We start from the raw sequence: 23,275 nt of genomic DNA on the forward strand, positions 1-23,275 counted from the left end.
CGGCCGCCGCCGCTGTCAGGCCGTCCCTGGCGGCAGGGTGCTCCTGGCGTCGAGCCGTTCCTGCCGCACCAGCCGTCAGCCAGTTCCTGCTGTTCCAGCCGTCAGGCAGTTCCTGTCTCAGCTGTCTGTGGCTGCAGGAAGCGGGCGAGCAGGTCGTCCAGGCTCACCATGCCGGTGAGACGGCCGGAGGCGTCGCGGACGACGGCGAGCGATGCCCGGCGTCGGCGGAGCAGATCGATCGCGTCGGCGACTGTCGCGTCCCTGCCCAGCTCCGGTGCGGGCCGAGCCAGGCCACGGGCCGTTACGGCCCGGCCCTGGGCGTGGGCCACCAGCGCGTCGCGGGCGTGGACCGAACCGAGAACCCTGTCGTTCGCGCGGACCAGAAGCCGGGTGCGGTCATGCTCCGCGGCGATGCGCAGGATGGCCTCGGTGCCGGCGTCCGCGTCGACGGAGATGATCGCCGCGGCCGGGACCTGGAGGTCGCCGACCGGAGTCTCGGGCTCGGTGAGCGAGCGCGTGATCAGTTCGGAGTCGCTCGCGCTGATGAGGCCGAGACGCTCGGACTCCGTGACGAGATGGGTGAGCTGCTCGCGGTTGTGGACCGAGGCCAGCTCATCGCGCGGGGTGACACGGCACAGCCTCACCAGCGCGTTCGCCATCTTGTTCAGGAGGGAGATGAGCGGGCGTACGGCCTTCACGAGGGCACGGAAAGGCGGAGAGAGCAGCATCGCGGACCGTTCGGGGTGGGCGATGGCCCAGGACTTGGGGGCCATCTCACCGACGACCATGTGCAGGAACACCACGACCACCATCGCGAGGGCGAACGAGACGCCGTAACTCACTCCGCTCGGCAGGCCCGCCCTGTGCAGCAGCGGGTCGATTGCGTGCGAGATCGCGGGCTTGGACACGGAGCCCAGCCCCAGGGTGCAGATGGTGATGCCGAGCTGGGCGCCGGCGAGCATCAGCGACAGCTCGCGCATGCCGGCCAGCGCGGCCTTGGCGCCGCGCCGGCCCTGGGCCACGGCCTTCTCCATGCGGTGCCGCTTGGCGGCGACCAGCGCAAACTCGGCGGCGACGAAGAAGCCGCTGCCGATCAGCAGCAGCACAGTGACGAAGAGCGCCAACGGGAAACTCATGCCTGCTCCTCCTCACGAACATCACGAACATTGCGAACATTGCGAACACCAGGAACGTCAGGAACATCCGGGAGCCGCTGAAGCCGTACCCGCTCGGGTACGTGCCGGTCCAGGGTGCGTACGTCGACGACGGCGCGGCCCCCCTCGGGCAGCGCGATGGTGAGCCGGTCGCCGATGGCGGGGAAGCGGCCGAGCCGGTCGACGATCAAGCCGGCCACGGTGTCGTAGTCGTCCTCCTCGGGCAGTTCGATCCCGGTGGCCTCGGCGACCTCGTCGAGGCGGCGCCCGGCATCCACGAGCCAGCCCTCGCCGTCGGCCACCGCGAGTTCGGTGACGGTGTCGGTCTCGTCCGCGATGTCGCCGACGAGTTCCTCGGCGATGTCCTCGTAGGTGACGATGCCCGCGACGCCACCGTGCTCGTCGAGGACGACCGCGAACTCGTCGTCCTGCTCCCGCATCTGCGTCACCGCGTCCGGCAGCGGAAGGGTGTCCGGGAGCAGGAGCGGACGTCGGGCGACCGCACCGGCTGTCGTGCCCTCAAAGCTCCGGGCGGGCAGCCGCATGAGTTCGCGTACCCCCAGTACGCCGCTGATGTCGTCCGGGTGGTCGCCCAGGACGGGGTAATTGGAGTGGCCGTACGCGGCGATCAGACCGATTGCCTCGACGACATCCGCGTCCTTGCGGACGAAGACGGCGTCCACGCGGGGGACCATCACCTCATCCAGGGTGCGGTCGGAGAACTCCAGGGCGTGGTCGAGCAACTCCGCGGTGTCCTTGGGCAGTTCTCCCTGCTCGTGGGACTCGCCGATCAGCTGGCTGAGCTCCTCCAGGGTCGCGCCGTGGTGCAGTTCCTCGACGGGTTCGATGCCGGCCTTGCGCAGCAACTTGTTCGCAGCGCCGTCGAAGATCCGCACCACAGGACCGACGACCTTCAGATACGCGAGGGTGGAGGCGGCCAGCGACTTGGCGAGGCGCTCCGGCGCCGCGATGGCGAGGTTCTTCGGGGCAAGCTCGCCCAGCACCATCTGCACCACCGTGGCCAGCACGAAGGCGAGCACGACAGAAATGCCGCTGACTGCGCCGTCGGGGATGCCGAGGCCGGAAAGAGCAGGGCTGAGCAGCGCGGAGACGGAAGGTTCCGCGATGAAGCCGACGACCAGGCCGGTCACGGTGATGCCGAGCTGGGCGCCCGACAGCATGAACGACAGCCGCTCCAGCACCTTCAGCGCACGGGCCGCCCGACGGTCGCCCGCCTCGGCCTCACGCGCGAGAGCGAGCCGGTCGGCCGAGACGTACGCAAATTCCTGGGCAACGAAATAGCCGGTGCCGGCAGTCAGGACGAAGACGGCCAGCACACCCAGTACGGCACTCATCGAACACCACCCCGCTGCGTGCCGTGCTCAGGAAGAACCTGGCGGGATGGTCGGGGACTGTGCCCTGGGGGGTCCGTCGGTCTGGCGGACAAAACGTGACTCCTTGTTTCGCTGTGTGAACAGTGAAACGTAGAGGGCTGGATCTGTGTTCCCTCGGCGCGCTGCCGCCCTGATCACGCCTCCGTGGGGGAGGGGTGCCTCGGGCGGAAGCGCGTCTCGGGATCCTTGAGCAGGCGCAGGATTTTAGGATCTGAAGTTCGCGGGGGTAAGCGCGGTCGGCCGGGGTCTACCTGAAGCAGATTCGGCCCGTGATTCAGACCGGCGCTGTGGTCAGGGACGGGATCTCATGGGCGCAGGAGCGGCGGCCGTGGACACGCGGAAAGCAGTAGTCACGCAGATAGACAGGGAAGCAAAAAAGTGAGGCACCTAGGAACATTCCTAGGTGCCTCACCTGGTGTTTCAGCTGTCGGGGTGGCGGGATTTGAACCCACGACCTCTTCGTCCCGAACGAAGCGCGCTGCCAAGCTGCGCTACACCCCGATCGCCGCCGGTATCCCGGCGACATCGATTACTTTAGCCCACCCGCGCCCGCAGACGAAATCCGGTTTATGTGCCGCTGAGAGCGAGGGAGGGCCGAGGAGAGGGGCGGCAGGGCTGCGGCAGGTGCGCGGGTACTCAGTCCCGAGAGGTCGCGGGTGCTCAGTCCCGAGGGGCCAGGGTCAGCAGGGTCGCTTCGGGCGGGCAGGCGAAGCGGACCGGGGTGTAGCGGTTGGTGCCGCAGCCTGCGGAGACGTGGAGGTAGGCGCGGTGGTCGTCGACGGAGTGGGTGGAGAGGCCCTTGACCCGGTCCGTGTCCAGGTCGCAGTTGGTGACCAGGGCCCCGTAGAAGGGGATGCAGAGCTGGCCGCCGTGGGTGTGACCGGCCAGGATCAGGGGGTAGCCCTCAGCCGTGAAGGCGTCCAGGGAGCGCAGGTAGGGGGCGTGGACCACGCCGATGGAGAGGTCGGCGCCCGTTTCGGGGCCGCCGGCCACCTCCGCGTAGCGGTCGCGCTTGATGTGGGGGTCGTCCAGGCCGGTGAAGGCGATCTCCAGGCCGTCGACCTTGAGCCGGCCGCGGGTGTTGGACAGGCCCAGCCAGCCCGCCTCGTCGAAGGCGTCGCGCATCGGCTCCCACGGGTTGTGGACGACGCCGACCGCGGGGGTGTTCCCGTTGAGGCCGTGCTTGCCCTGGGCCTTCTCGAAGAGGTAGCGGGCAGGGTTGCGGAGCTTGGGGCCGTAGTAGTCGTTGGAGCCGAAGACGTACACGCCCGGGAACTGCATCAGAGGGCCGAGTGCGTCGAGCAGCTCGGGTACGGCCCCGGGGTCGGAGAGGTTGTCGCCGGTGTTCACGACGAAGTCCGGGCGCAGGCCGGCCAGGGACTGCAGCCAGGCGCGCTTCTTGCGCTGGCCGCTCACCATGTGGATGTCGGAGACCTGGAGCACGCGCAGGGGGCGGGCTCCGTGGGGGAGTACCGGGATGGTGACCCGTCGCAGGCGGAACGAGCGGGCCTCGAATCCGGCGGCGTAGGCGAGGCCGGCAGCGCCGACCGCTGCGCCGACTGCCGTGACTTTCAGGGGTACTCCGTAGCGTGCGCGCATGGGCCCATCGTCGCAGAAACGGTGCGGGCTCAAGAAAACCGGCGGGCGGCGGGCGCCCCGTACCTGCCACAATCAGCACATGACCACGCTCAAGTCCAAGCTCAAGGAAGACCTCACCACGGCCATCAAGGCGCGTGACGAGCTCACCTCGTCCACGCTCCGGCTGACCCTCACCGCCATCACGAAGGAGGAGGTCAGCGGCAAGACGGCGCGCGAGCTCTCCGACGACGAGGTGCAGAAGGTGATCGCCAAGGAGGCGAAGAAGCGCCGCGAGGCGGCTGAGGCCTTCGCCCAGGGCGGCCGGACCGAGCAGGCCGAGCGTGAGAAGGCGGAAGGCGAGCTGCTCGACGCGTACCTGCCGCAGCAGTTGAGCGACGACGAGCTGGGCGTGATCGTGGCGTCCGCCGTCGACGAGGCGAAGGCGGCCGGGGCCGAGGGGCCGCGGGCGATGGGCGCCGTCATGAAGATCGTGAACCCGAAGGTTGCCGGGCGCGCGGACGGCGGCCGGGTGGCCGGCGTGGTGAAGAAGCTTCTCGCGGGCTGAGGCCGCGCGGCGTACGGACGCGGACAGGAACGTACGAAGGCGGGGTTCCGCGGATCGGGATCGATCCGCGGAACCCCGCCTTCATGTGCGTGAACCGTGCGGGTCAGGTCAGGGCCCCTGCGTGCCGCCGTTGGACTGGCCGCCGCGGCCGCCGTTGTTCCCGCCGATCAGGTCCGGCGGGATGCTGATGCCGGGGAACGGAGTCTTGCTGGGCTTCTTGCCGGGCTTCTTGCCCCCGGGGCCCGGTTGGCCCTCGTCCTCGTCGTCGTGTTCCTGCCGGTCCGGGATGTTGACGGTGTTGAAGGCGGGGGCGTCCACTCCGTTCAGGGCGCCCGTCATCGCGTCGCGCCAGATCGGTCCGGGGACCTCCCCGCCGTACACCTTGTCCTTGTACACGCCACCGATGGTGATGTGCTCCATCTCGACCTTCTGGGACGGGCTGCCGACCCAGACCGCGCCGGACATGTTCGGTGTGTAGCCGACGAACCAGGCGTTCTTGCGCGCGTCGGTCGTACCGGTCTTGCCCGCGTTGTCACGGCTCTGGAGACCGGCCTGCTGGCCCGTACCGGAGTCGACCACGCCGCGCAGCAGGGTGTTGATGGTGTCCGCCGTCGTCTGCGACATGGCCTGCGAGCAGCTGGTCTTCGGTACGGGGAGCGAGGTGCCGTCCGCCGTGCTGACCGACTCGATGGCGATCGGCGTGCAGTACGTGCCGCGGTTGGCGAAGGCGGCGTAGGCGCTGGCCATCGTCAGCGGCGACAGGCCGTTGGAACCGAGGGTCAGTGTGGACGGGTTCTGCGGCAGCTTGGTGCCGTCGCCCTGCACCACGCCCAGCTTGTCGGTCATCTTCGAGACCGGGCACATGCCGATGTCCTGGAGCATCTGCACGAAGTAGGTGTTGACGGACTTCTCCATCGCCTGCTTCAGCGCGTACGGCCCCTTCTCCGTCTCGCTCTCGTTCTCCAGGTGATACTTCGGCACACCGTCGTTGACCCACGGATTCCCGCAGGACCGCACCGTGTCCGGGTAGTCCATCTCGTACGGGGACGGGTACACCTGCGTGGCCGGCTTACCGCCCTCTATGGCCGCTGCGGCGAGGAACGGCTTGAACGTCGAACCGGTCGGGAAACCGTAGTTCGAGCCGCCCATGCTCTTGTTGACCGAGTAGTTGTACTGGGTCTCGTCGGGCCCGAAGCCGTACGGCTTGGACTGGCCCATCCCCATGATCTTGCCGGTGCCCGGCTGGACCAGCGTCACGGCGGTCGCGACCTTGTCCGTCTTGTAGACGTGGGTCTTGATCGAGCTCTGGACCGACTGCTGGGACTGCGGGTCGAGCGTCGTCCGGATCGTCAGACCGCCCTGGTTCCAGATCTTGGCCCGGTCCTCCTTGGTCTTGCCGAAGACCGGGTCGGAGAGGAAGACGTGACGTACGTAGTCACAGAAGAAGCCGGCGCCGCTGACGGCGGTGATGCAGCCGTTCTTCGGCTTCTTGACCTTCAGCTTGATCGGGTTCGCCTTCGCCTTGTCGGCCTCGGCCTGCGAGACGTCTCCGACGTCGGCCATGCGCTGGAGCACGGTGTTGCGACGCTTGGTCGCCTCCGCGGGGTCGTTGACCGGGTCGTAGCGGCTCGGCGACTGCACGAGGCCGGCCAGCAGTGCGGCTTCGTCCAGCGTCAGGTTCTTCGCCGACTTGGAGAAGTAGCGCTGGGAGGCGGCCTCGACACCGTACGCCTGCTGCCCGAAGAAGGTGATGTTCAGGTAGTTCGTCAGGATCCGCTTCTTGCCGAGCTTCTCCTCGACCTGGATCGCGTACTTCAGCTCCTGGATCTTGCGGCCCATGGTCTGCTGAGTGGCCTGCGCGACCTTGTCCGGGTCGTCGCCGGCCTCCTCGATGAAGACGTTCTTCACGTACTGCTGGGTGAGGGTCGAAGCTCCCTGCGCGGTCCCGCCCGACTGCACGTTGCGGTTCAGCGCACGCAGGATGCCCTTGAGGTCGACCGCTCCGTGTTCGTAGAAGCGGGCGTCCTCGATCGCCACGATCGCCTTCTGCATGTACGGCGAGATGTCCTTCAGCTTGACCACCGTGCGGTCGCGCGAGTACACCGAGGCGATCATTCCGCCCTTGCTGTCCAGGATCGTGGTGCGCTGGCTCAGCGGCGGAGTCTGGAGATTGGCCGGGATCTCGTCGAATCCCTCGACCGTCCCCTTGGTGGCGAGACCCAGTGCTCCGGCGGCCGGTAGCGCGATGCCCGCGAGCACAACTCCGGAAAGTGCGGCGACACCGAGGAACTTGGCGGCCTGCTGGGTCGTCGTGAGACCCCCGCCCGTGCGCTTTTTTGGCATGGGGGCAGCCTAATCCGTTGGTGAGGGCGTTCCGCAGGAGCGGGGGCTTCTCGGAGCCTTCGAGTACCAGACCGTGACATCCAGGTGCGGCCGGGCCGTCGAGGTTTCGACGTGGATCGGTGCGCGGTCGTGGTGCTCGTCCCGCTGACCGCCGAGCCCGGCCCCAACCCCGTCCTGCTGAGCGCCGAGCCCGGACTCGACGCCGACGAGTGGTACCAGCGGCTCCACGACCGCGCCGTGTTCGGAGGAGTCGTCCCGAGAGCGTGATGGCACAGCAACGTGAGGTGCCTACGTTCTCATTCGCCGGACAGGCGTCCATGCCTTGGCCTAAGCTGCTCTCAACTGTCACAGCAGTCCCGTCCCGTATCAACCCCCGTGCACAATCCGGCCACGCATTCAGGCACTCCCGAATTCACCTTATGTGTCCCTGAATGTCCGTTGCGATACAGGAGAGTTGTCCCGATTCTAACGGGATTCTCACGCATGTCCTCACCTCACTCCCCTGGGTGATCTGCCGCATACGCATAGTCCGTTCGGGCCATCCAAGATTGGGCCCGAAGGGGGTGTTGTGCTGTCGCCACCTTCCGTAACGTCCTCAACTGGCAGCGGTGAATATGCCGCTACCGCCGTGGGGGAGCCTCGATTCGGGAGAGGACGGCGCCGTGATGGGCTGGGTAACCGACTGGAGTGCGCAGGCAGCCTGCCGCACTACCGATCCGGATGAACTGTTCGTACAAGGGGCAGCGCAGAACAGAGCCAAGGCGGTGTGCACCGGATGCCCGGTGCGGACCGAGTGCCTGGCCGATGCGCTGGACAATCGCGTCGAATTCGGCGTGTGGGGCGGCATGACGGAGCGGGAGCGCCGCGCACTGCTGCGCAGGCGGCCGACCGTCACGTCCTGGCGTCGACTGCTGGAGACCGCGCGCAGTGAGTACGAGCAGTCCGCGGGCATCCTGCCTGTGGCGATCGGGCTGGACGACGACGAACTGCACGAGAGGTACGCCGCGGTGGGATAGAGCGGGCGGGCGGCTACGCAGCTCAGACCGGGGCGGAATCGGTCGCGAGCCGGTCCCCGATGGCTCGGAGCCCTGCGAGATCATGTACGTCACCGGGCAGTGCGGCCACTTGGGTCACAGCGACCTCGGGGTGCAGCGCGGTGAAGCGGTCGCGTGTGCGCTGTTCGCGCGCGACCACCTGCATCCGTTCCGCGTGCAGACGCAGCAGACCTGCGGTCAGCAGCTCGACTGAAGCGGGCTCGACGGGCACGGACGTGGATGCGGGCGCCGAAGCGGAAGCGGCTTCGGTCCTGGTTGCGGTCGCGGCTCCAGGAGCCGGTTCAGGATTCTGCTCGCAGTCTTCGATGTCCTTGTCGTCAGAAGGGTCGGGATCGGCAACGGCTCCGGCAACTGTGCCGGCAGCGGGTTCGGCGGCAGCTTCGGCATGGGGCTCGGGCGAGGTGACCGGCCGGTAGGCCGTGTCACGAAGGTGAGCCTTCCCTGTCCTCTGATCCACAATGCCGACCCCGTCAAGATTTTCTGCGGCTGCGAGCGCATGCTCGGCGGAGAGCCGGGCGGCGTCACTGCCGTGGACACGGTTGAGCACCAGGCCGGCCAGTGGCATCTTCTCCGCGGCGAGCCGTTCCACGAAGTACGCCGCCTCGCGCAACGCGTCCCGCTCCGGTGTCGCGACGACGAGGAACGCCGTACCGGGTGCCTGCAGCAGCTTGTACGTGGCGTCGGCCCGGGTGCGGAAGCCGCCGAACATGGTGTCCATCGCCGCCACGAAGGTCTGTACGTCGCGCAGGAACTGGCCGCCGAGCAGCTTTCCCAGGGTGCCGGTCATCATCGACATGCCCACGTTGAGGAACTTCATCCCGGCCCGGCCACCCATCTTCGCCGGGGCCATCAGCAGCTTGATGAACTTTCCGTCCAGGAACGAACCGAGCCGCTTCGGTGCGTCCAGGAAGTCCAGCGCGGAGCGCGACGGCGGGGTGTCGACGATGATCAGATCCCACTCGTCGCGTGCCCGCAGCTGTCCGAGCTTCTCCATCGCCATGTATTCCTGCGTACCCGCGAAACCGGCCGACAGGGACTGGTAGAAGGGGTTCTCCAGGATCGCGCGGGCCCGCTCGGCGTCCGCGTGCGCCTCGACGATCTCGTCGAAGGTCCGCTTCATGTCGAGCATCATGGCGTGCAGTTCGCCGGTGCCCTCGCCCTCGATGCCCGGCACCCGGCGGGGGATGTTGTCCAGCGAGTCGATGCCCATGGACTGGGCGAGCCTGCGGGCCGGGTCGATGGTGAGGACGACGACCTTACGGCCGCGCTCGGCCGCCCGTACGCCCAGCGCCGCGGCGGTCGTGGTCTTGCCGACCCCGCCCGAACCGCAGCACACGACGATCCGGATGCCGGGGTCGTCGAGCAGTGCGTCGGTGTCCAGGGCGGGGGCGGAGGCGAGTGCGGTGGACGCGTCCACCGCATCCGTTTCCTGTGTCATGTACCCACCCCTCGTCGCGTCCCTTCGCCCACCTCGTCGCCCACCCCGTCACCCACGTCCTGCTTGCGGAGCTCGGTGGCCAGGTCGTAGAGCCCGGCCGGGTCCATGCCCTCGCCGATCAGTGGGAGTTCGTACCCCGGCAGTCCCAGGCCCGCGAGCACCTGGCGCTGCTCGCGCTCCAGCTCGACCCGCTGGGCGTGCTCGGCGGCCTGCTCGACCAGCGGGCGTACGAGCCCCGCGGAGCCGGTCACGCCCGCCCGGGTCAGCGCCTTGGCGATCTCCTTGCGGCGGCCGCGGGCCGCGGTGCGCAGCGCGTCCTCGTCCAGCAGATGCGGCCGCACCATGTTCACGATGACGCGGCCGACCGGCAGTTCGGCGGCCCGCAGCTCCGCGATGCCGTCCGCGGTCTCCTGGACCGGCATCTCCTCCAGCAGTGTCACCAGATGGACCGCGGTCTCGGGGGACTTCAGCACCCGCATCACGGCCTGCGCCTGATGGTGTATCGGGCCGATCCGGGCCAGCCCCGCCACCTCGTCGTTCACGTTGAGGAAGCGGGTGATGCGGCCGGTGGGCGGTGCGTCCATGATCACGTAGTCGTAGACGAACCGGTTCTGCTTGTCCTTGCGGCGAACGGCTTCGCAGGCCTTGCCGGTCAGCAGCACGTCCCGTACACCGGGCGCGATCGTGGTGGCGAAGTCGATCGCGCCGAGCTTCTTGAGCGCCCGGCCCGCGCTGCCGAGCTTGTAGAACATCTGGAGATAGTCGAGAAGGGCCCGCTCGGCGTCGATCGCGAGGGCGTACACCTCGCCGCCGCCCGGAGCGACGGCGATCTTGCGCTCCTCGTACGGAAGAGGCTCCGTCTCGAAGAGCTGGGCGATACCCTGCCTGCCCTCGACCTCCACGAGGAGGGTGCGCCTGCCCTCGGTCGCGAGGGCGAGCGCGAGGGCGGCGGCGACCGTGGTCTTACCGGTACCACCCTTGCCGCTGACGACCTGGAACCTGCTCACGTATTCGAGCCTAACCAGTCGGGCCGCGGGCTACGCACGAGGCTGCGCGTGCCAGGCATTACAGTCGGGCCATGACCAAGTGGGAATACGCGACCGTGCCCCTTCTCGTGCACGCGACCAAGCAGATTCTGGACACCTGGGGCGAGGACGGCTGGGAGCTGGTCCAGGTCGTTCCCGGCCCGAACAACCCCGAGCAGCTCGTGGCCTACCTGAAGCGGGAGAAGGCGTAGTGGCGGGCGCCGTCGAGGCGAAGCTCGCCGAGCTCGGACTGACGTTGCCGGACGTCGTGCCGCCCCTGGCCTCGTACCAGCCGGCCGTGCAGTCGGGCGTGTACGTGTACACCTCCGGCCAGCTCCCGATGGTGGACGGCAAGCTCGCGGTCACCGGCAAGGTCGGTGCGGAGGTCACGCCCGACGAGGCCAAGGAGCTGGCGAAGACCTGCGCGCTCAACGCACTGGCCGCCGTGAAGTCCGTCGCGGGCGACCTGGACCGGATCGCGCGCGTCGTGAAGGTCGTGGGCTTCGTCGCCTCGGCGACCGACTTCACCGGGCAGCCCGCCGTGGTCAACGGCGCCAGTGAGCTGCTGGGCGCGGTCCTGGGAGACAAGGGTGTGCACGCGCGCAGCGCGGTGGGCGTCGCGGTGCTTCCGCTGGACGCGCCGGTGGAGGTCGAGGTCCAGGTGGAGCTGGTCGGGGCCTGAGCCGCAGGTCTGCCGTGTCTCATCGGCCGTCGCCGCCTTCCACCGCCGCACAGCTGATCCCGTCCCGTCCGGCCGTCACGGCGGGGCGGGATCACGTGTGTACGGGGCATGTACGAATCAACGTGCCTCTCGAACATCGGCGCGGTTCCGGATAGCCTCCGGCCATGTCCCATGGTCAGTGGTATCCACCGGAATGGCCCGACCGGATCCGGGCACTCGCCGCGGGCGAGCTGACGGCCGTGTCCCCGAAGCGGGCCGCCACCGTGATGCTGCTCCGGGATCCCGCCGCTGACAGCGGGGGCGGTCCCGCCGTCCACATGCTCCGTCGTCGCGCTTCCATGGCTTTTGCCGGCGGGGCGTACGCCTATCCGGGTGGCGGGGTCGACCCGCGCGACGACGACCGGCTCGTGGGCTGGGCAGGGCCCGCGCTGGAGAGCTGGGCCGAGCGGCTCGGAGTCGATACTCCGGCCGAGGCACAGGCCATCGTCTGCGCGGCGGTCCGTGAGACGTACGAGGAGGCGGGTGTCCTTCTCGCCGGTCCGACCGCCGACACCGTCGTCAGCGACACCACCGGCGCCGACTGGGAGGCCGAGCGCGGGGCGCTGGTCGCCAGGGAGCTGTCCTTCGCGGAGTTCCTGGAGCGGCGCGGCCTGGTGCTGCGCTCCGATCTGCTGGGCGCCTGGGCCCGCTGGATCACTCCGGAGTTCGAGCCGCGCCGCTACGACACCTGGTTCTTCGTCGCCGCGCTTCCCGAGGGGCAGCGCACCCGCAACGCCTCCACGGAGGCCGACCGCACGGTGTGGATCGGGCCCGGAGCGGCAGCCGACGGATACGACCGGGGCGAGTTGCTGATGATGCCGCCGACCGTGTCGACGCTGCGAGCGCTCAGGCCGTACCGGACAGCCGCCGAGGCCCTGAAGGCGGCGGATTCCCAGGACCTCACCCCCGTACTGGCACAGGCGAGACTGGAGGGTGACGAGTTGGTGCTGAGCTGGCCGGGACACAGTGAGTTCACCAAGCACATCCCGAGCGGATCGACCCGTGCCGGTGGTGCCGGTGGTGCCGGGGGTGCCGGTGGTGCGGGAGGTGAAGCCGTATGAGCGACGCGGCCGCGCTGCCGGGACAGCCGCGCGGCGGGGTGCTGTCCGGCCCTGCCACGGCCCGTACCGTCAACGTCCTCGCCCCCAACGCCTCGCCGATGACGCTGGACGGCACCAACACGTGGATCGTCGCCGAGCCCGACTCCGATGTCGCGGTCGTCATCGACCCCGGTCCGCTGGACGACACACATCTGCGGGCCGTCATCGACGCCGCCGAGCGGACGGGCCGCCGGATCGCGCTGACCCTGCTCACCCACGGGCACCCGGACCACGCGGAGGGCGCGGCGCGCTTCGCCGAGCTGACCCGTACGAAGGTGCGTGCCCTGGATCCGGCGCTGCGCCTCGGCGACGAGGGCCTGACCACGGGCGACGTGATCACCACCGGGGGGCTGGAGTTGCGCGTCGTGCCGACTCCCGGGCACACCGCGGACTCGCTCTCCTTCCATCTGCCCGCCGACCGGGCGGTGCTGACGGGGGACACGATCCTCGGACGGGGCACGACGGTCGTCGCGCATCCGGACGGACGGCTCGGCGACTACCTCGACTCGCTGCGGAGGCTGCGTTCGCTGACCGTCGACGACGGCGTGCACACGGTGCTGCCGGGGCACGGTCCGGTGCTGGAGGACGCGCAGGGCGCGGTCGAGTTCTATCTCGCGCACCGCGCGCACCGGCTGGCCCAGGTGGAGACGGCTGTCGAGGCCGGGCACCGGACGGCGTCGGAGGTGGTGGCGCAGGTGTACGCGGGCGTGGACCGGTCCCTGTGGCCCGCGGCGGAGCTCTCGGTGCTGGCGCAGCTGGAGTACCTGCGCGAGCACGGGCTGATCCGGGACGGGCTGATCTAGAGGGACGGGTTGATCCAGGGGGAGCGGTTGCGGGGCGGCCGGCCCGGGGCGCGTGTGGACGGGGCGGAGTGGTGCCGGGCCGCTGGTTCACGCGGACACGCGTAAGGCCCTGCCGTGCGGCAGGGCCTTACGTACGTACGGACATGGCGTCCGCTCCGGGCGGACGGGCCTCAGCGGGACCGCTTCGCCAGGCGCTCCACGTCCAGCAGGATCACGGCGCGTGCCTCCAGGCGCAGCCAGCCGCGTCCGGCGAAGTCGGCGAGTGCCTTGTTGACCGTCTCGCGGGAGGCGCCGACCAGCTGGGCCAGCTCTTCCTGAGTCAGGTCGTGGACGACGTGGATGCCTTCCTCGGACTGGACGCCGAATCGGCGCGACAGGTCGAGAAGGGCGCGGGCGACACGGCCCGGTACGTCGGAGAAGACCAGGTCGGACATCTGGTCGTTGGTCTTGCGAAGGCGGCGGGCGACGGCGCGCAGCAGGGCCGTGGCCACCTCGGGGCGGGCGTTCAGCCAGGGCTGGAGGTCGCCGTGGCCGAGGCCGAGGAGCTTGACCTCGGTCAACGCGGTCGCGGTGGCGGTGCGCGGGCCCGGGTCGAAGAGCGACAGCTCACCGATCAGCTCGCCGGGGCCGAGGACCGCCAGCATGTTCTCGCGTCCGTCCGGCGAGGTGCGGTGGAGCTTCACCTTGCCCTCGGTCACCACATAGAGGCGGTCGCCCGGGTCGCCCTCGTGGAAGAGCGCGTCGCCGCGCGCGAGGGTCACCTCACTCATCGAGGCGCGGAGCTCCGCGGCCTGCTCGTCATCGAGCGCCGCGAAAAGCGGGGCGCGCCGCAGAACGTCGTCCACGAGTTCTCTCCTTGTCGGCCTGTTCAGGGAACCGTGGTCCCCATCATGCCGGACGGTAAAACAGTGCGATCAATCACAAACCAGTTTGACGCACGGTCGCCCCGAACCGTGAGGCAGGGGGCCGATCGGGGGTGGATCCGCGGTGACCGGGGCGGATGTCAGTGCGTGGCTCTAGGCTGGCCGGGTGTCCAAATCGCCGGTGAGAGCGCAGGCCAAGGGGGCTGATGGGGTGTCGGAAGCCCGTGATTCCGCTGTGGGCGAACAGGGTGCGAGTCGCCCGAAAGGAGCGACAAAAGGGCCTATGGGTGAATCGGTTCCGGAGGGTGGAGCGAAGAGCTCGGTGAGGTCGGCGGCGAAGTCCGCCACGAAGGCCGGTGCGAAGTCCGGTGCGAAGTCCGGCACGAAGCCCGGCACGAAGCCCGCCACGAAGCCCGGTGCGAAGTCCGGCACGAAGCCCGGTGCGAAACCGGGCACGAAGTCCGGTGAGCAACCCGGCGCGAGGCCCGGTGCGAAACCGGAATCCCACCTGGCGATGGTCCGCCGTGCCCGCAGAATCAACCGTGAGCTGGCCGAGCTCTACCCGTACGCCCACCCCGAGCTGGACTTCAGGAACCCCTTCGAACTTCTCGTCGCCACGGTTCTCTCCGCCCAGACCACCGACCTGAGGGTCAACCAGACCACGCCCGCGCTCTTCGCCGCCTATCCCACCCCCGAGGACATGGCCGCGGCCGTTCCGGAGGAAATGGAAGAGCTCATTCGGCCGACCGGCTTCTTCCGTGCCAAGACCAAGTCGCTGATAGGTCTTTCCGTGGCGCTCAGGGACAGGTTCGGCGGCGAGGTGCCGGGTCGGCTCGCCGACCTCGTCACGCTCCCGGGAGTCGGCCGCAAGACCGCCAATGTCGTCCTCGGGAACGCGTTCGGCGTGCCGGGCATCACCGTCGACACCCACTTCGGGCGTCTGGTCCGCCGATGGAAGTGGACGGAGCAGGAGGACCCGGAGAAGGTCGAGGCCGAGATCGCCGCGATCTTCCCCAGGAGCGAGTGGACGATGCTTTCGCACCGCGTCGTATTCCACGGCCGCCGCGTCTGCCATGCCCGCAGACCGGCCTGCGGCGTCTGCCCGATCGCGCCGCTCTGCCCGGCATACGGGGAGGGCGAGACGGATCCGGACAAGGCCAGAAAGCTGCTGAAGTACGAGCTGGGTGGCCAGCCCGGTCAGCGGCTGAACCCGCCCGCGGACTACCCGGGCAAGCCCGCACCGGCCCTGGGCGCCGGCTGACGTACGGCGCTCGCTCCGGAACGAAATGCGTGACGACAGGCGTTGTGAAACGAGGGGTGCCTATGAAGACGCACGAACAGAGCACGCGCACACAGGCCGCACACGAGCAGGCCACACACGGACAGGCCACACACGGACCGGGCTCGGAAACGCACGCCGATCCCGCCGCCGACCGCACAGGGGCCGCCGCGGCGGCCGTCAGCACCGCGGGATCGGCCGCCGTGGCTCCCGCCGATCCCGCCGATCCCGCCGATCCCGGTGCGGGGAGCGACGATGCCGTCACTGTCACGGCCCAGGGACTGCCCGACTGGCTCGCCCCCGTCGCTCGTGCCGCGCGGACGATCGAGCCGGACCAGCTCAGCCGCTTCCTGCCGCCGGAGAGCGGCGCCGGGCGGCAGTCCGCCGTACTCGTTCTCTTCGGGGAGGGCAAGGGCGGCCCCGAGCTGCTCCTCATGGAGCGAGCCGGAAGCCTGCGTTCGCACGCTGGGCAGCCCTCCTTTCCCGGCGGCGCCCTGGACCCGGAGGACGGCGACCAGGCCACTACGGGGCCGCTCAGGGCCGCTCTGCGCGAGGCTCAGGAGGAGACCGGCCTCGACCCGCGCGGAGTGCAGCTCTTCGGCGTGCTGCCCCGGCTCTACATCCCCGTGAGCGGCTTCGTCGTGACACCGGTTCTCGGCTGGTGGCGGTCGCCGAGCCCGGTCGGCGTCGTCGATCCGGGTGAGACGGCCCGGGTCTTCACCGTCTCCGTGGCGGATCTCACGGACCCGGCCAACCGCGCGACCGCGGTCCATCCGAGCGGTCACCGAGGCCCGGCATTTCTGGTCGAATCCGCCCTGGTCTGGGGTTTCACGGCCGGCGTGATCGACCGGATTCTGCACTACGCGGGCTGGGAACGCCCGTGGGACACCGCCAAGCAGGTGCCGCTCGACTGGCGCGCATGACAGGCTGACTCCCGTGCTGCGCTGTCCGGTCCCGCCCGGACCCAGTCGAAGGAACAGGCCCGGTGACGAATCTGCGAGGCTATAGACGGTGAACGTGCTGGACATCCTGCTGCTGGCCGGCGCTGTGTGGTTCGCGGTCATCGGCTATCGCCAGGGGTTCGTCGTCGGCATCCTGTCGGTGATCGGGTTCCTGGGCGGTGGCCTCGTCGCCGTCTACCTGCTGCCGGTCCTGTGGGACCAGATGACGAACGGCTCCGAGGTCTCCTCGACGGCAGCCATTGTCGCCGTCGTCATCGTGATCGTCTGTGCCTCGGTGGGCCAGGCATTCACCACCCACCTCGGGAACAAGCTCCGCCGGTACATCACGTGGTCACCCGCGCGTGCTCTCGACGCCACCGGAGGCGCCCTGGTCAACGTGGTCGCGATGCTGCTGGTGGCCTGGCTGATCGGTTCCGCGCTGGCCGGTACCTCACTGCCCACCCTGGGGAAGGAGGTCCGCAGTTCCTCGGTTCTGCTCGGCATCTCCCGGGTGATGCCCGCTCAGGCGTCCACCTGGTTCACGGACTTCTCCTCGGTCCTCGCGCAGAACGGCTTCCCGCAGGTCTTCAGCCCCTTCGCCAACGAGCCGATCACCGAAGTGCAGGCCCCGGACCCGGCGCTGGTCGGCAGCCCCGTGGCAGCGCGTGCCAAGGAGTCCATCGTCAAGGTCGTCGGTACGGCCCCGAGCTGTGGCAAGGTCCTCGAAGGTACCGGCTTCGTCTTCTCCGACCGCCGGGTGATGACCAATGCCCATGTCGTCGGCGGCGTCGACGAGCCGACCGTCCAGATCGGCGGCCAGGGACGCCTGTACGACGCGAAGGTCGTCCTCTACGACTGGCAGCGCGACATCGCCGTGCTCGACGTACCGGACCTCGACGCGAAGCCGCTGAAGTTCACCGACACCGATCACGACGCCGTCACCGGGAACAGCGCCATCGTCGCGGGCTTCCCGGAGAACGGCTCGTACGACGTACGGGCCGCGCGCGTCCGCGGCCGTATCGACGCCAGCGGGCCGGACATCTACCACCGGGGCACCGTCCGCCGCGATGTGTACTCGCTCTTCGCGACCGTCCGTCAGGGAAACTCCGGCGGACCGTTGCTGACCCCGGACGGCAAGGTGTACGGAGTCGTCTTCGCGAAGTCGCTCGACGACCCCGAGACCGGCTACGCGCTGACCGCCGACGAGATCCGCAAGGACATCTCACAAGGTCGCTCCGCCGACCAGCAGGTCGACAGCCAGGGATGCGCCCTCTAGTGCTGTGGCCGGGAAGGTTCACCGGGTCGCTGCTGGCGCGAGTCACCTCGCGGCCGGTTGGATGTGAGGACTCATCCGATCGGGTGCATGGAGGTGCGGTGGCAGAGCCGGTCAAGGTCCGGAGGCTGACGGATCAGGAGGGGCAACGGCTGCAGCAGATCGTGCGGCGGGGTAGCACCAGCACGGTGCGCTACCGGAGGGCGATGATGCTGCTCGCTTCAGCCGGCGGGAACACCGTGCCGGTGATCGCCCAGCTGGTCCAGGCCGACCAGGACACGGTGCGGGATGTGATTCACCGCTTCAATGAGATCGGCCTGGCCTGGCTGGACCCTCGGTGGGCGGGAGGCCGTCCCCGCCTGCTCAGCCCTGACGACGAGGACTTCGTGATCCAGACGGCCACCACCCGCCCACGCAAGCTCGGCCAGCCCTTCACCCGCTGGTCCCTCCGCGAACTCGCCGCCTACCTGCGCAAAGTCCACGGCCGGGTGATTCGCATCGGCCGCGAGGCCCTGAGGACCCTGCTCGCCCGCCGCGGCGTGACCTTCCAACGCACCAAGATGTGGAAGGAGTCCACCGACCCCGACCGTGACCGTGACGCCAGGCTCGACCGGATCGAACACGTCATTGAGCACTTCCCGGACCGCGTCTTCGCGTTCGACGAATTCGGCCCGCTGGGCATCCGCCCCACCGGCGGCAGCCGCTGGGCCGAACAGGGCCGGCCCGACCGCGTCCCGGCGACCTACCACCGCACCCACGGAGTCACCTACTTCCACGGTTGCTACTCCCTCGGCGACGACACCCTGTGGAGCCAAAGGCGGCAGACCGCTCACGTCCGCCGCCGCGTGACCAAGCACAAGGTGAATTCACTGTCCGGGCACGGCGCTACCGGCCTGTGACCACGCAGCCCGGACCGAACTCCGTTCGATCACCCCGCTTGGACCGGAAGCACAGCAGAGAGGAACAGCACCCGTGAGTGAATGGCAGCTGGCCGAGACATTCCGCAGCACGTCGGGCGGCGTCCGCTGGGGCAGCCTCGGACAACCTGGCCAGGATCCGGTCGTGCTCCTGCACGGCACACCCTTCTCCTCGTATGTCTGGCGCGCTGTCGCCCGCTCACTCGCCCGCCGTCACCAGGTGTTCGTGTGGGACATGCCCGGTTACGGGGCATCGGAAATGTCCGTCGGCCAGGATGTCTCCCTGGCTGCCCAGGGCAGGGTCTTCACCGAGCTTCTGGCGCACTGGGGCCTGGAGGAACCCCTGGTGGTCGCCCACGATTTCGGCGGTGCCGTCTCCTTGCGGGCGCATCTGCTGCACGGCGCCCGCTATCGCGCGCTCGCTCTGGTCGACCCGGTCGCGCTGGCACCGTGGGGGTCGCCGTTCTTCCGGCTTGTCGGTGAGCACTCCGAGGTCTTCGAGCGACTGCCGCCCGCGCTGCACCACGCCCTGGTGCGTGAGTACGTAACTTCGGCCAGCAGTCCCGGCCTGCACCCGGCAGTCCTCGACCGGCTCGTCCGGCCCTGGCTCGGCGACCCCGGCCAGGCGGCCTTCTACCGGCAGATCGCCCAGGCCGACCAGCTCTACACCGACGAGGTGCAGGACCGGTACGGCGAGATCGGCATCCCAACGCTGGTGTGCTGGGGTCAGGACGACACCTGGATTCCCGTGGCGAAAGGACGGGAGCTCGCCGCCCGCATCCCGGGCGCGCGACTTGAACCAATCGCCGGTGCGGGCCATCTCGTCCAAGAAGACGCGCCCGCCGAGCTCACAGCCGCTCTCATCGCCTTCCTCCAGTCCCCGCGCCAACGCCCAACAACCCGGTGAACCTTCCCGGTCACAGCACTGGAAACGCTGCGGCGTCGATCCGCCGGACATGTCCTGGGCAGACCGCCCCGCGGCAGCCCGGAGAGTTGTGGAAGTCCCGCCCGGCCGTTGAATGTTCATCGGCCGTGCGGGACTGACATCATCCGCGCGGGGCGGACATCATCCGCGTGGATGGCGCAGCCGCGCCGAGACCCAGCGGGCCCGACGGCGCAGAATGCGCGGAATACCGAGCTGGGGATCATGCAGAACTTGCATAGCGTGCACCCGGCCCTGTGGGCCGTCCCCCTCATGAATGCTCGGATCCGCCGTGGCGGTCGAGCGACGATTGCGTGCTGCGTCACCGAAGTCGTGCGTCCAGCCCATACCTCGACGTCTGCCCGTGCCTCATGGTCGGTAACCACCCATCCGCCAGCCAATTGGCCTATGCGTCAGGCAATTGGCTGTTCGTCGGAGAACGACGCCCGCACAGCTACCGGTCGGGCTCGGGATCCTTGAGCCAGTTGATGAGTTCGGCCGAGAACCCGTCCGGATCCTCCTCGTGGGGGAAGTGTCCCAGACCGTCGAAAAGTCGCCAACGGTACGGCGCTTCGACGTACGCGCCGGACCCCGCCGCGCTGCGCGTACGCACCGCCGGATCGAGTGAACCGTGCAGATGCAGCGTGGGAACCCGTACCGGTCGTTTCATGCGCCGGTTGAACTGGATGCCGTCCGGACGGGCCAGGGAGCGCACCATCCAGCGGTACGGCTCGATCGAGCAGTGTGCCGTCGACGGGATGCACATCGCCCGCCGGTAGATGTCGACCGCCGCCTCGTCGGGGAACTCCGGCGTCCGGGGGCCCGCCCAGTCGTGGATCAGCCGGCCCACCAACGCGGCGTCATCCGCGACGAGCTGACGCTCCGGTACCCATGGGCGCTGGAAACCCCAGATGTACGAGCCCGCACGGGACTGCGCGAAGTCGGAGAGCATCGAGGAGCGCCAGCGGCGCGGGTGCGGCATGGACGAGACGACGAGGCGGCGCACCAGTTTCGGCCGCATCACCGCGGCTGTCCAGGCGAGGTAGCCGCCCATGTCGTGGCCGACCAGGGCGGCGTCCGGTTCACCGAGCGAGCGGATCACGCCGGTGATGTCGAGCGCCAGGTTGGCGGGGTCGTATCCCCGGGGTGTGCGGTCACTGCCGCCGACACCGCGCAGATCCATCGCCACGGCGCGGAAACCGGCGTCGGCCAGTGAGGTGAGCTGATGGCGCCAGGTCCACCAGAACTGCGGGAAGCCGTGCAGCAGCAGCACCAGGGGCCCTTCGCCGAGTTCGGCGATGTGGAAGCGGGCGCCGTTCGCCGCCACGTCCCGGTGGGTCCACGGCCCGTCGATCCGCACAGGCCCGCCGGAACCAGCCGGGCCGGGGGAACCGACCGCGCCGGGAGCGCTCGGCGGGTCCGAGGGATCTGAAGGGCCTGAGGGGGCTGAAGGGCCCCGGGGGGCCGAGGGGTCTGAGTGGCCGGTCGGGCCCGAGAAGCCGACAGGGGCCGCCCGGCCGGTCAGACCGCCGGTCAGGTCGGCCAGGCCCTTCTTGTCTGCCTGACCCTCCTTGCCTGCTTGCTCGTCCGAGCCTGCTTGGCCTTCTGGGTCTGCTTGGCCTTCCGGATCTCCATGATCTTCCGGGTCTGGATGACCTTCCGGATCTGCATGACCTTCCGGGCCTACCGGGCCGGATGTGCTGAAATCGGGGACCGTCATGTGGACGAGCGTGCCACAGCGGGCGACTTGTCCTGAACCGGAGCCTTCTCCAGAGCCTTGCCCGGCTGCGTGCTGCCCTCGACGGCCGGACGGCTTTCCCCGGCTGTGACGGCGGGTCGCGGGTGCGGTTTGACGCCCTGCAGGACGGACGCCGTCTGCTTGGCCGAAGAGATGGACTTCACCGGCGGCTTCACCTTCTTGAACTTCGCGAAGGCGAACAGCCCGAGCAATGCTCCCAGCACGATGAACGCGCCGCCCACGATCAGGAACGACCAGGCCAGCCCAAGCCCCAGATTGTGGATGCCGTACGCCGCCGCGAAGCTCAGCACCGGGATCGCGAACAGAAACAGCACGCCCGCGATGACGGACACCACGCTTCCGGTGACGCCGCGCTTGACGTCCTGTCGCACTTCGGCCTTGGCCAGGGCGATCTCGTCGTGCACCAGTGCGGACATCTCGGCCGTCGCGGTGGCGACCAGTTGCCCGAGACTGCGGTCGGCGCTGCCCGCGTTGTTGCCGGGGTCGCTCATCCCTGACTCCCTTTCCTGCGCTCCTGCTCAACACATCTGGTGTCAGATCATGCCGGACTGTCCGGCTCGGTGCTCGCTGCCCCCGCCAGTTGGGCAAGACGACGGTGCTCGGCCGCCTTCTTCTCGTAGATCGCGGCCATCCGCAGGTGGTACTCCGGATCGTCCTGCTCGTAGACGTCGGGCACGCCGTCCTCGTCCTCGTCGCGCTCCTCCGCCTCGTACAGCGTCCGGTATCTGCGGACCCGGAGCTTGAGCAACACACCGGAGAGCAGGGCGGCTGTCAGAGAACCGACCAGTACGGCGGCCTTGATCTCGTTGATCAGCCCCTCGTCGCCGGCGAAGGCCAGTTCACCGATGAGCAGCGAGACGGTGAAGCCGATCCCCGCGAGCGAGGCGACTGCGAAGACATCGGCCCAGGCCAGGTCCTTGTTCAGCTCCGCCTTCGTGAAGCGGGCGACCAGCCACGTACCGCCGAAGACGCCGATGGTCTTGCCGACGACGAGCCCGAGGACGACACCGAGCGTCTCGGGCCGGGTGAAGACGCCGGCCAGTGCGCTGCCGGAGAGCGTGACACCGGCTGAGAAGAGGGCGAACAGCGGTACGGCGACACCGGCCGACAGCGGGCGTATCAGGTGCTCGATGTGCTCGCCGGGGGAGCGGGTCTCGCCGTCCCGCCGGGTGCAGCGGAGCATCAGGCCCATGGCGACACCGGCGATGGTGGCGTGGACGCCGCTGTTGTACATCAGACCCCAGATGACCAGGGCGAGCGGTACGTAGACGTACCAGCCGCGCACATTCCGGCGCAGCAGCAGATGGAAGACGACGAGGCCGATGAAGGCGCCGATCAGCGCCATGAAGTGGATCTTCTCGGTGAAGAAGACCGCGATGATCAGGATCGCGCAGAGGTCGTCGACGACGGCGAGGGTCAGCAGGAAGGCGCGCAGAGCGTTCGGCAGCGAAGTGCCGATGACCGCGAGGACGGCGAGTGCGAAGGCGATGTCGGTGGCGGTCGGTACCGCCCAGCCGTCCGCGGAACCCCCGCCGGTCACGGTCACGAGTGTGTAGACGACGGCCGGGACGATCATGCCGCACAGTGCGGCTGCGACAGGGAGGGCGGCCGCCCTGGGGTTGCGCAGTTCACCCGCGACCAGTTCCCGCTTGAGTTCGACGCCCGCGACGAAGAAGAACACCGCGAGCAGGCCGTCCGCCGTCCAGTGCTCCACGGAGAGGTTGAGTCCGAGCGACCCCGGACCGAAGTGGAAGTCGCTGACGGCCGAGTACGCGGATCCGAAGGCGTTCGCCCACAGCAGGGCGGCGAGCGCTGCGACCAGAAGGATGACTCCGCCGACGGTTTCGGTGCGCAGGGCGTCCGCGAGATAGTTCCGCTCGGGGAGAGGCAGGCGCCCGAGAAAGGTGCGGCGGGAGGAATCGGGGGTGGGGGCGGGCGCGGCCACGAGTGAGGACCTCCGGGTCGGTACGGCAGCGATGGCATGGCTGATGAACTCGCCGACCAGACTTCCCGGCACACCCTGTGGAACTTCTTATTGTGTTGTTGACGCGACAGCCACTGTACCCGTGGTGCGTGGGCCTGTATCCATCCGGTGATCTTCACCTTAAATGCCCGAGGGGCACTCGGCGCGTTGCCGGATGCCCC

23 protein-coding genes, 1 tRNA gene and 1 pseudogene are annotated in these 23,275 nt (G+C 69.1%); 12 read left to right on the plus strand and 13 right to left on the minus strand.

All coding sequences use genetic code 11. The annotated features are described in order from the left end of the window. Positions 1 to 101: 101 nt before the first annotated feature. The 4 genes from ACFVUT_RS14400 to ACFVUT_RS14415 all read right to left on the minus strand — a co-directional run bounded on the left by ACFVUT_RS14400 (position 102) and on the right by ACFVUT_RS14415 (position 4,147). The gene (locus ACFVUT_RS14400; protein WP_389648201.1) at positions 102 to 1,136 is read right to left on the minus strand and encodes a hemolysin family protein; all 1,035 of its coding nucleotides are present in this window, start codon (positions 1,134 to 1,136) and stop codon (positions 102 to 104) included. Then, the gene (locus tag ACFVUT_RS14405; RefSeq protein WP_389648204.1) at positions 1,133 to 2,509 is read right to left on the minus strand and encodes a hemolysin family protein; all 1,377 of its coding nucleotides are present in this window, start codon (positions 2,507 to 2,509) and stop codon (positions 1,133 to 1,135) included. The genes ACFVUT_RS14400 and ACFVUT_RS14405 overlap by 4 nt, the downstream gene beginning before the upstream one ends. A gap of 466 nt (positions 2,510 to 2,975) precedes the next feature. After that, a tRNA-Pro gene (locus ACFVUT_RS14410) sits at positions 2,976 to 3,049 on the minus strand. Between the two features lie 159 nt (positions 3,050 to 3,208). Beyond that, positions 3,209 to 4,147, minus strand: coding sequence for a metallophosphoesterase (locus ACFVUT_RS14415; protein ID WP_389648207.1), 939 nt, complete (start codon positions 4,145 to 4,147; stop codon positions 3,209 to 3,211). A gap of 79 nt (positions 4,148 to 4,226) precedes the next feature. On the opposite strand from ACFVUT_RS14415, the gene ACFVUT_RS14420 reads away from it, so the two are divergent. Continuing rightward, positions 4,227 to 4,691, plus strand: a complete 465-nt coding sequence (locus ACFVUT_RS14420) for a GatB/YqeY domain-containing protein (protein WP_389648210.1) — start codon at positions 4,227 to 4,229, stop codon at positions 4,689 to 4,691. A gap of 108 nt (positions 4,692 to 4,799) precedes the next feature. On the opposite strand, the gene ACFVUT_RS14425 is transcribed toward ACFVUT_RS14420, so the two are convergent. Continuing rightward, positions 4,800 to 7,034 carry a transglycosylase domain-containing protein gene (locus ACFVUT_RS14425; RefSeq protein ID WP_389648213.1) on the minus strand — a complete coding sequence of 745 codons (2,235 nt, stop codon included), beginning with the start codon at positions 7,032 to 7,034 and terminating at the stop codon, positions 4,800 to 4,802. A gap of 111 nt (positions 7,035 to 7,145) precedes the next feature. On the opposite strand from ACFVUT_RS14425, the gene ACFVUT_RS14430 reads away from it, so the two are divergent. Both ACFVUT_RS14430 and ACFVUT_RS14435 read left to right on the plus strand, forming a co-directional pair. Then, on the plus strand, positions 7,146 to 7,301 hold the full coding sequence (locus tag ACFVUT_RS14430) for a hypothetical protein (RefSeq protein WP_389648216.1): 156 nt from the start codon (positions 7,146 to 7,148) through the stop codon (positions 7,299 to 7,301). A 398-nt stretch (positions 7,302 to 7,699) separates the two neighbouring features. Further along, positions 7,700 to 8,050, plus strand: coding sequence for a WhiB family transcriptional regulator (locus ACFVUT_RS14435; protein WP_187438703.1), 351 nt, complete (start codon positions 7,700 to 7,702; stop codon positions 8,048 to 8,050). Positions 8,051 to 8,072: 22 nt separating this feature from the next. Here ACFVUT_RS14435 and ACFVUT_RS14440 read toward each other — a convergent pair whose 3' ends face one another. Together ACFVUT_RS14440 and ACFVUT_RS14445 are read right to left on the minus strand one after the other, a co-directional pair. Then, positions 8,073 to 9,527 (minus strand): ArsA family ATPase, encoded by a 1,455-nt coding sequence (locus ACFVUT_RS14440; RefSeq protein WP_389648219.1) that lies wholly within the window; start codon positions 9,525 to 9,527, stop codon positions 8,073 to 8,075. Beyond that, positions 9,524 to 10,534: an ArsA family ATPase gene (locus ACFVUT_RS14445; protein ID WP_389648223.1), complete on the minus strand. Its 1,011-nt coding sequence runs from the start codon at positions 10,532 to 10,534 to the stop codon at positions 9,524 to 9,526. Before ACFVUT_RS14445 ends, ACFVUT_RS14440 begins: the two co-directional genes overlap by 4 nt. Before the next feature lie 71 nt (positions 10,535 to 10,605). Between ACFVUT_RS14445 and ACFVUT_RS14450 the strand changes: the two genes are divergently transcribed. The 4 genes from ACFVUT_RS14450 to ACFVUT_RS14465 all read left to right on the plus strand — a co-directional run bounded on the left by ACFVUT_RS14450 (position 10,606) and on the right by ACFVUT_RS14465 (position 13,176). Beyond that, entirely contained in the window at positions 10,606 to 10,764 is a 159-nt protein-coding gene (locus ACFVUT_RS14450) for a DUF4177 domain-containing protein (RefSeq protein WP_003967454.1), read from the plus strand. Continuing rightward, positions 10,764 to 11,234 carry a RidA family protein gene (locus ACFVUT_RS14455; protein ID WP_389648227.1) on the plus strand — a complete coding sequence of 157 codons (471 nt, stop codon included), beginning with the start codon at positions 10,764 to 10,766 and terminating at the stop codon, positions 11,232 to 11,234. The genes ACFVUT_RS14450 and ACFVUT_RS14455 overlap by 1 nt, the downstream gene beginning before the upstream one ends. 164 nt (positions 11,235 to 11,398) lie before the next feature. Next, entirely contained in the window at positions 11,399 to 12,334 is a 936-nt protein-coding gene (locus ACFVUT_RS14460) for an NUDIX hydrolase (protein WP_389648230.1), read from the plus strand. Continuing rightward, positions 12,331 to 13,176, plus strand: a complete 846-nt coding sequence (locus ACFVUT_RS14465; RefSeq protein WP_389648233.1) for an MBL fold metallo-hydrolase — start codon at positions 12,331 to 12,333, stop codon at positions 13,174 to 13,176. The genes ACFVUT_RS14460 and ACFVUT_RS14465 overlap by 4 nt, the downstream gene beginning before the upstream one ends. A 170-nt stretch (positions 13,177 to 13,346) precedes the next feature. Here ACFVUT_RS14465 and ACFVUT_RS14470 read toward each other — a convergent pair whose 3' ends face one another. Next, entirely contained in the window at positions 13,347 to 14,021 is a 675-nt protein-coding gene (locus tag ACFVUT_RS14470; RefSeq protein WP_014046869.1) for a Crp/Fnr family transcriptional regulator, read from the minus strand. Between the two features lie 301 nt (positions 14,022 to 14,322). Between ACFVUT_RS14470 and nth the strand changes: the two genes are divergently transcribed. The 5 genes and pseudogenes from nth (at position 14,323) to ACFVUT_RS14495 (ending at position 19,356) form a co-directional block, all read left to right on the plus strand. Then, positions 14,323 to 15,300 (plus strand): endonuclease III, encoded by a 978-nt coding sequence (nth, locus tag ACFVUT_RS14475; RefSeq protein WP_389648238.1) that lies wholly within the window; start codon positions 14,323 to 14,325, stop codon positions 15,298 to 15,300. A 62-nt stretch (positions 15,301 to 15,362) separates the two neighbouring features. Continuing rightward, positions 15,363 to 16,241: an NUDIX hydrolase gene (locus ACFVUT_RS14480; protein ID WP_389648241.1), complete on the plus strand. Its 879-nt coding sequence runs from the start codon at positions 15,363 to 15,365 to the stop codon at positions 16,239 to 16,241. An 88-nt stretch (positions 16,242 to 16,329) separates the two neighbouring features. After that, positions 16,330 to 17,535, plus strand: a complete 1,206-nt coding sequence (locus tag ACFVUT_RS14485) for a MarP family serine protease (protein ID WP_389648244.1) — start codon at positions 16,330 to 16,332, stop codon at positions 17,533 to 17,535. Positions 17,536 to 17,633: 98 nt separating this feature from the next. Then, positions 17,634 to 18,356: pseudogene (locus ACFVUT_RS14490) on the plus strand (helix-turn-helix domain-containing protein); the annotation flags it as partial. 148 nt (positions 18,357 to 18,504) lie between these two features. Further along, positions 18,505 to 19,356, plus strand: a complete 852-nt coding sequence (locus ACFVUT_RS14495) for an alpha/beta fold hydrolase (RefSeq protein ID WP_389648248.1) — start codon at positions 18,505 to 18,507, stop codon at positions 19,354 to 19,356. Positions 19,357 to 19,515: 159 nt separating this feature from the next. On the opposite strand, the gene ACFVUT_RS14500 is transcribed toward ACFVUT_RS14495, so the two are convergent. The 5 genes from ACFVUT_RS14500 to nhaA form a co-directional block, all read right to left on the minus strand. After that, positions 19,516 to 19,719: a hypothetical protein gene (locus tag ACFVUT_RS14500; RefSeq protein ID WP_389648251.1), complete on the minus strand. Its 204-nt coding sequence runs from the start codon at positions 19,717 to 19,719 to the stop codon at positions 19,516 to 19,518. A 106-nt stretch (positions 19,720 to 19,825) separates the two neighbouring features. Further along, positions 19,826 to 20,896, minus strand: a complete 1,071-nt coding sequence (locus ACFVUT_RS14505) for an alpha/beta fold hydrolase (RefSeq protein ID WP_389648583.1) — start codon at positions 20,894 to 20,896, stop codon at positions 19,826 to 19,828. Between the two features lie 8 nt (positions 20,897 to 20,904). Next, a complete protein-coding gene (locus ACFVUT_RS14510; protein WP_389648615.1) occupies positions 20,905 to 21,042 on the minus strand; it encodes a hypothetical protein in 138 nt (45 codons plus the stop codon). 45 nt (positions 21,043 to 21,087) lie between these two features. Then, a complete protein-coding gene (locus ACFVUT_RS14515; protein ID WP_389648254.1) occupies positions 21,088 to 21,621 on the minus strand; it encodes a phage holin family protein in 534 nt (177 codons plus the stop codon). A 47-nt stretch (positions 21,622 to 21,668) separates the two neighbouring features. Then, on the minus strand, positions 21,669 to 23,075 hold the full coding sequence (gene nhaA / locus ACFVUT_RS14520; RefSeq protein WP_389648586.1) for a Na+/H+ antiporter NhaA: 1,407 nt from the start codon (positions 23,073 to 23,075) through the stop codon (positions 21,669 to 21,671). Positions 23,076 to 23,275 lie beyond the last annotated feature (200 nt).

The sequence above is a fragment of the Streptomyces sp. NPDC058051 genome (assembly GCF_042885475.1).
Classification (GTDB): domain Bacteria; phylum Actinomycetota; class Actinomycetes; order Streptomycetales; family Streptomycetaceae; genus Streptomyces.